This is a genomic window from uncultured Desulfovibrio sp. (assembly GCF_944327235.1).
Lineage (GTDB): Bacteria > Desulfobacterota > Desulfovibrionia > Desulfovibrionales > Desulfovibrionaceae > Desulfovibrio.
Window position 1 is genome coordinate 1 of the sequence record NZ_CALVHE010000109.1, and the last position, 7,172, is coordinate 7,172.

At 64.4% G+C, this 7,172-nt stretch carries 3 protein-coding genes; all 3 read right to left on the reverse strand.

The features are described from left to right. Positions 1–144 precede the first annotated feature (144 nt). The 3 genes from Q0K00_RS10855 to Q0K00_RS10865 all read right to left on the reverse strand — a co-directional run bounded on the left by Q0K00_RS10855 (position 145) and on the right by Q0K00_RS10865 (position 6,018). The gene (locus Q0K00_RS10855; protein ID WP_297229431.1) at positions 145–2,685 is read right to left on the reverse strand and encodes a YidC/Oxa1 family membrane protein insertase; all 2,541 of its coding nucleotides are present in this window, start codon (positions 2,683–2,685) and stop codon (positions 145–147) included. Positions 2,686–3,139: 454 nt separating this feature from the next. Continuing rightward, positions 3,140–4,546 carry a CDP-glycerol glycerophosphotransferase family protein gene (locus Q0K00_RS10860; RefSeq protein ID WP_297229433.1) on the reverse strand — a complete coding sequence of 469 codons (1,407 nt, stop codon included), beginning with the start codon at positions 4,544–4,546 and terminating at the stop codon, positions 3,140–3,142. Further along, complete coding sequence (locus Q0K00_RS10865; RefSeq protein WP_297229436.1) at positions 4,543–6,018, reverse strand: phosphotransferase; 1,476 nt, start codon at positions 6,016–6,018, stop codon at positions 4,543–4,545. Before Q0K00_RS10865 ends, Q0K00_RS10860 begins: the two co-directional genes overlap by 4 nt. Positions 6,019–7,172: the final 1,154 nt, after the last annotated feature.

The following is a 7,172-nucleotide window of genomic DNA, read 5'->3' on the forward strand; positions in this document are numbered from 1 at the left end:
AGGGAGAGGGGCTTGGGGGGAGGGGAACCCCCTTCCGCGCCAGGCGAGGGGGTTCCCCTCCCCCCAAACAGACAGCGAATAATGTTGACAGGTCCCAGGCGAGGGGGTTCCCCTCCCCCCCCCAAAAAACCTCCGCCCGTCCGCCTAGTCGTAGTTCCCTTCCAGCGTATTGCGGGCCGGGTCGAAGAGGGTCCCTTCCAGTCGGTGCTGTTCGTAGATGTAGGCTTTCCTCTTGTGTTCGCTCCAGCGCGCGCCGCCGCGGGCGTGGGTCAGCACGCGCGGCGAGGGCAGGCGGGCGGGGTCGTACAGGGAGAACTCGTCGCACTTGCCTATGCCTTTCAGGGCCAGCAGCGGCACGTCGGCGCTGGACATGAAAGCCTGGTCGATGCGCAGCGGCCCGTGTTGTCCGGGTTCCTTGACCATGAGCAGGGCGTGGGGCCGTCCGGGGGCATAGCGTCCGCTGCCGTAGGGGACGCCGTCAGCGAATTCCTTGCCGTCGTTGTAGGCGCGGGCGACCATCTGGCTGTCCCGCTCGCCGTGGTCGGAGACGAGGATGATGCGCGAATTGTCGTAGACGCCCGCCTCCTTGAGCTGTTTGAAGAAGATCATGAGATAGCGCATGAGGTGGCGTTCGGCGTAGTAGTGTTCCGGCAGGACGCCGCCCTTGTGGATGAGCTGCCCTTCCGTCTCCGGGCAGGGATCGGCCACGATGCGGGGGGCGCCGTCCACGAGGTCGGGCGCGTAGTGCCACATGTAATGCGAGAGCATGGTATAGAAGATCTTGGCCGTGCCGCGAGGGGCGTCCGCCGTGATGCCGGAGGTGAACACATAGCGGAAGTAGGCGTCCTCTTCCTTGTAGAAATCCATGCTGGCGGCGAGGATGCCGTCTCCGGCGTTCTTCCAGTTGCCGTCGTCGTAGAGCTTCTGCTTGAGCATGTCGGGCGAAGCCTGGAAGAGGCCCAGCATGGCGAAGAAGCTGCTGAAATCGCGCAGGCTCACGTCGTCGTAGTACTTGCGCAGGAAGGTCCGGCGCACGCGCGGCACGGTGAGGATGTTGTCCGCCTTGCCGCCGTGACGGGCGTACAGCTCCTCGTTGAAATACTCCAGCCCGTTGATGACGGACACATCGTAGTCATGGGCCGCGAAGTTGCGCGGCATGAGGGCAAAGGCCTTGTTGACGGTCTCTTCCAGCGTCAGGGAGCGCCGACCGTTGACGGCCGCCGGACCGTAACCGTGGCCGCCGTAGATGCTGGGCAGGCTCAGTACCGTGGCGTCGGCCATGGACACCGTGTCGGGATACCAGACGAAGCCGTCCATATCGGCCCGGAAGTCGTCGAACCACGGGTCGTCAAGCATCTTCTCGATGTGGCCGCCGGTGAACATGTCCATGATGACCACGATGACGTTTTCCCCGTTGCGGGAATAGGACTGCATGGCCTTGGCGTAGGGCGGCGGCGTGAAGTCGGTATCCTCCTCCACCGTGCCCAGCGAGGAAAGGCCCGCATAGCCCGTCAGCGCGAGCAGGGAAAAGAGGGCGATGGACAGCACGCTCGGCAGCGCCCGGCGCACCCGCGACGCCGCGAAGGCGACGGCCGCCGCCGCCAGCGCCACGAGCACGGGCAGCAGAGCGTCGGCAAAGAGCCGCATGGGCCGTCCGATGCGGGCCTCATCCAGGAAGCGGGTACCGTCCAGCGCGCCGAAATCGCCGGGCAGCACGAACACGTTGACGAAAGCCAGACACAGCGCCCAGAAGGCCACGAAGGCCGGGACGGCCTTGCCTCTGGTGGGGAACCACAGCCAGAGCACGAAAACGATGAAGAAGGTCAGCGACAGATAACGCACCATGCCCAGCAGCACGTCCAGCGGCCCGGAAGCGAAGAAGGCCGGGTCCGAGGCGTAGGTCTGGAAGGGCACATAGAGGAAGAGCAGCGCGGCCAGACCGGCGCAGGACAGACCGTAGACGCTGCGCAGCAGCGAGGCCGAAGCCGTGCTCATGGCGCCCTGAGCGAAGGCGGGCTTGCGGAAGCGCGGCAGCTTCACCGGCAGGCGCAGGTTCTGGAGCAGGAAAAAGACGTTGTTCATGGTCCAGAAGATGAGCAGGGCCGAGGCCGCGCCGTAGAGCAGCAGCAGGAAGAAAAAGGCGATGATCACGGCCTGTATCCTGTCCTTGCGGCTCAGTCCCGGCGTGGTGAAGGTGGCGACGATGTTCACCACGGTCATGAGCACGGGCAGGAAGTTCGCGCCCCAGAGCAGGCCGTCCGGCTGCGAGAGATCCGCGATGCAGAGGAAGGACTGTCCCCGCAGCTGGTCGAGGCTCAGGATCATGTAATACGCGCCCGTCAGGAAGGGTATCTGCAGGGCCACGCCGAAAGCCGAACGGATGGCCAGCAGCGGATGATAGGCATAGCGCCGGTACAGACGGTTGATGCGGCGCTGGCGCTCGGCCCCCCTGGACTCGCTGCGGATGCGGGCAAGCTGGGGCGCCATGATCTGCTGCACCTTCTTTTCCCCGGCCTGCATCCCCACGGCCAGCCGTCCCAGCGGGATGAAGGCCACGGCGCTCACGGCCGAGAGCACGAGGATGCTCAGGCCGTAATTGCCGGTGAGCTGTACGCTGCCGAGGTAGATGGCGCGATAGATGATCTCGATGGGCAGGATGAATATCTCGTAAAGCAATGACATCATGGATGTATCTTCTCCAGAAACCCGCGACGTTTCCCGTCGCCGGGCCATGCGGCCCCTCCCGTCCGAAAGACGGGACGTGCCGGAGCGATGGACTTTCTTCGGATGGACCTTCCTTGTCCGATGCCGGGGCGGCCATCGGCCTTTGGGGGGCCGCCGTCCGTGCGATGCGGTCCGGGACCTGTCGATCCGACGTGCTGTCCGTTTGGGGGGAAAGGACGGGGACACGAGGCGAGCCCGCCCCCCAGGACAGGCGGAGCCTGATGGTTTCTACCTGATCTGTTGCAATGGGTCGTAAGGTTCGTGTCGATGGTCCCTGAAACGGTTTGCCCCAGAAAAAGGCGGGACGCGAGGCGGCGCGCCGTCCGGCCCGGCCTGAGCGGGATGACCGCGTTTTTTTTTCGCGAAACGACAGACCGTATGCGTTGCCACGCGAAACGTCCCAGACGGGAAATGCCTATGACGTGGACTGTTCCGGGCGGGCCTGCGCCGACGTTTCGCCGGTCGGGGCGACGGGCGCGGCGTCCGCTCCCCTCCCCTGCCGGTCATCCGCCGCCTGTTCGTCCGCGTGGGCATCGTGCCGCCGCAGCACATCCAGCGTCCAGTCCACGATGGCCTCACCGCTCCAGCCCCGACAGCTCACGCACTGATCGCGGAAGGCCGCCAGCGCCGTCGAGGGCATGGCCAATGCCCGCTCCACGGCGGGCAGGATGCGGTCGAACTGGTCGGGAGCCACCACCTCGCCCAGACGGGCGGCCACGGTATCCTCCCAGATCACGCCGAGGTCCGCCACTTCGTACAGTTCGGGGTTGCGTACCGGGATATCCAGCGTGATGACCGGCTTCTCGTAGAGGAAAGCGAAGTCGAAGCGCACGCACGACTTGTCGGAGATCATGATATCGGCTCGACTCATGGATGCCGTGGCGTCCATGTCCGTATCGAAATGCACGTTGGGGAAGTCGCGCAGCAGCTCATGGACGGAGGCCAGCATGTCCGTCTCCACCTTGAGCGACTGCGGATGCGGCCGGAAGATGACTTCATACCCCGCCCTGGCCAGATCCACGAGGAACTGCGGCCCGCAGACCGAAAGACAGCCCTTGTTCCCCCAGGACGGGGCCACCAGCACCACGGGCGGCGTGCTCCGTCCCTTCTTCGGCTGCGCCTTGCGCGCCAGCTCGTCCAGATAGGGCAGACCGAGGGAGACGCATTCCTTGGCGGGCAGGCCGCGCAGCTCCTCCAGACGGCGGATGCTCGGCAGCATGAAGTCCCCCACCATGAGCACGGCGTCGTAGTGGTCGAGGGAACCTTTCTGGTACATGGCGATGTCCCCCACGCCGTGGCAGACATGGGCCAGACAGCGCACCCGGCGCGGCCTCGGCATGGGGAAGCCCGGCGTGCCGATGTTGGGCGTGGTGGACAGCATCACGTCCGCCCGGCGATTGGCCGCCCGCGCGTAGGCCGCCGCGCCGTTGCCGATGTAGCGGGAGTCCATGAGGTCGTCCTCGATGGTCAGGGCCGGGTCCTCCATATCCATCGTGATGTAGGAAAAGGGGATGCCCCGCCGCAGGAGGGCGTCGATGATGGGCTTGAAGGTATAATAATAGGCGCGCCCTTCGGAGAAGAGCAGGATGCGCTCATGATGCAGCTCCCGCCTGCCCGCCTGTTCGCCCCTCGCCCGGCCCATGACCGCATAGACGAGGTTTTTCAGGAAATAGAGCACCGTGCCCACCAGACTGATGGCCACATACACAAGGATGTTGCCCGTGCCGGGATCGAGATAGGCCAGCGCGGGCGCGGGGAAGGCCGCCTCCAGCAGGACGAACAGGCCCAGATAGCCCGCGGCTGAAAAAAGCGAGGTCCTCACAGCGTGCCCCCCGCCTGCAACAGGCGCAGGTTACGGTCCATCTCCGCGATGCGGCCGCGTCCGTAGTCGATGCACTCCCGGTAAAAGCCCCACAGGCCCCAGATATAATCCACGATGATCATGGCCTTGAGCAGCCGTTGCCTGTCCATCCCGCAGCAGCGCACGAAGGTCTCCAGCCGTTCCCCGTCAAGGCGCGTCTCCGTCACGAAACTGGCATAATCCCAGTACGGCGAGCAGAAACAGGCATATTCAAAGTCGATGAGCTTCATGCTCTCGCCGCGCCGCAGGATGTTCTCCAGCACGAAATCCCGGTGGCAGAACCGCTTTTCGTCCCTGTCCATCTCACGGGCGAAGTCGTAGATCTGACGACGTTCCTCGTCGGCCAGCAGGTTGATGCCGCTCTGGCGCTCGTACAGCTTGACCTCGTTGAGCACCGACAGGGCCGCATTGGGGCCGTACTGCTCCTTGAAGCCCTGCGGCAGCGGGATGGCGTGCAGCCGCCGCATGAGCCCGGCCACCCCCTCGATGGTGGGTGCGTCCAGCCCCTCCGGCGTCAGCACCGCATAATCTTCCAGAAAGTCCGTGGTCTTGATGCCCCCGGAATAAAAGGTGCAGCTCGGCGTGATGTCCATGCCGTCCAGCAGGCCCAGCATGGCCGATTCCAGCGTGCGGTCGATGATCTGATCCGTCCCCCGGCCGGGGATGCGCAGCACCACCCCCTTGCCGTGCAGCCGGATAAGATATGTGTCGTTGGTCAGCCCCTTGAGCTTCTCGGCCATGCTCGTCTCCGAACACTGGTCGGCCAGCTCGTCAGCCGAGAGCAGCCCCAGAGACAACACGTCGTCCAGGCTGTCTATCTCGCATTGCAGCAGTTTCGTCCGCGTGGCATACACCGGCACGCGGTCAAGGATGCGGATGGCGGCATCCTCCCAGTAATCATCGGGGCCGCTGCGGGCCAGCTCCTGCCGCAGCAGCTCGGCCGCCTCTTCCGTCCAGTAGGACACGCCCGACATGGCATAGCCGTCGGGGGAATCCTTCTTCACCGACACCACCCGATCCTCGGCATCGGTGATCAGCTCCCACTCCCGGCCACGCTCCGTCTTTTGCGTGATGAACTGCGAGACCCCAGGCCGCACCAGCGGCGCCAGCGGCCGCCGGATGTACAGATCCCCGTCGATGACGAGGCTGTCCCCCAGCCTGTCCGCCACCAGTTCCAGCGACGAAAAATTGTTCGCCCTGTCGTACCGCTCGGATACGATGAGACGGACCCCGTACCGCTCCCGCAGATACTCGAAACACTCCCGCTTGTAGCCCACCACCAGCGCGATGTCGTCCACCCCGTCGGCACGGAGCTGACGGATGGTGCGCTCCACCAGCGGATAACCGCCGATGGTCAGCAGCGGCTTGGGTTTTATATAGGTAAGCGGACGCAAACGCGTCCCCAGACCGGCGCAAAGGATATTGGCGCGCAAGGCTTCTCCCCTCCCGGCGACAGCATGACGCCCCACCCCCGCCACCACGGGGATGCATGTCGGCCCATTCTGATCACCGATACTGTTTCTCCGTTCATTCCCAACTGTTCCAGACAAAAAACGACGAGAAACATTCTGTTATATTTCAAGCAACTCGCCCACGCCGCAGTCTAGCGGCAACACGCGGACGTTTCGCCTCTTTCCCATATCTTCCCCGAATTGTCCATCCTTCTCTGCCACCCCCGCTTGTGCCCTCCGTCACAGACCACAGCCCCCTCCACTCCGCTGTCGATGCCCATAGCTGCCGCTACGGACATGGCTTATCTGGGGGGAAGGGGAACCCCTCCGCCTGCGCGGGAGGGGTTCCCCTTCCCCCCAGGCCCCCCATCCCTTCCCCAGCGCGCTTTTATCAAGGAGGATGAAAAGACGACGCAGCACAAAAGCCGCCCCTTCGCCTGCCGGTCTCCCGACCATATGACGAAAAAAACAGGATGCCCCGCCGCTCAACGCACACGCCGGGAAAATATCCCGTCCCACCAACGAGCCGCCACGCGCGCCTGCTGCGGCGCTCCCGCTGCGCGGGGATCGCCTCCGCGCCCCGGCTCGCTGGGTGGGCGGGAAGGATGACGGTCAGTGCTCCGGCCAGCGGGGAGCATTCCCCCATCCCCGCGACCGACTCTCCGGCACAGTGCACCGACTCACCAAAGGAAAGCCGTTTCTCCCGCTTCACAGCAAGGGGCGATACATCATCACGGCGACAAATGCGCTCCCGGCATGACGCCTGACCTGTCTTGTTTCGTTGCATCAAATCAACAACTGACAACGCATCCCACTCCCCGGCACAGTGCACCGACTCAACAAAGGAAAGCCGTTTCTCCCGCTTCGCAGCAAGGGACGATACCTCATCACGGCGACGAATGCGCTCCGGCATGACGCCTGCCCTGTCTTGTTTCGTTGCATCAAATCAACAACGGATAACGCATCCCACTCCCCGACCCATTGCACTGACTCAACAACGGAAAGCCGTCTTTCCCATCCCTCATCAAGGGACGACGTACCACTTGCGAAGTGGGGACAACGATTCCGCTTGCTGACGTAAGCGCGGCAGGGCGCGGAGGAGATCGCCGCCCCGACAGGGGCGGAAGCTCCGACGC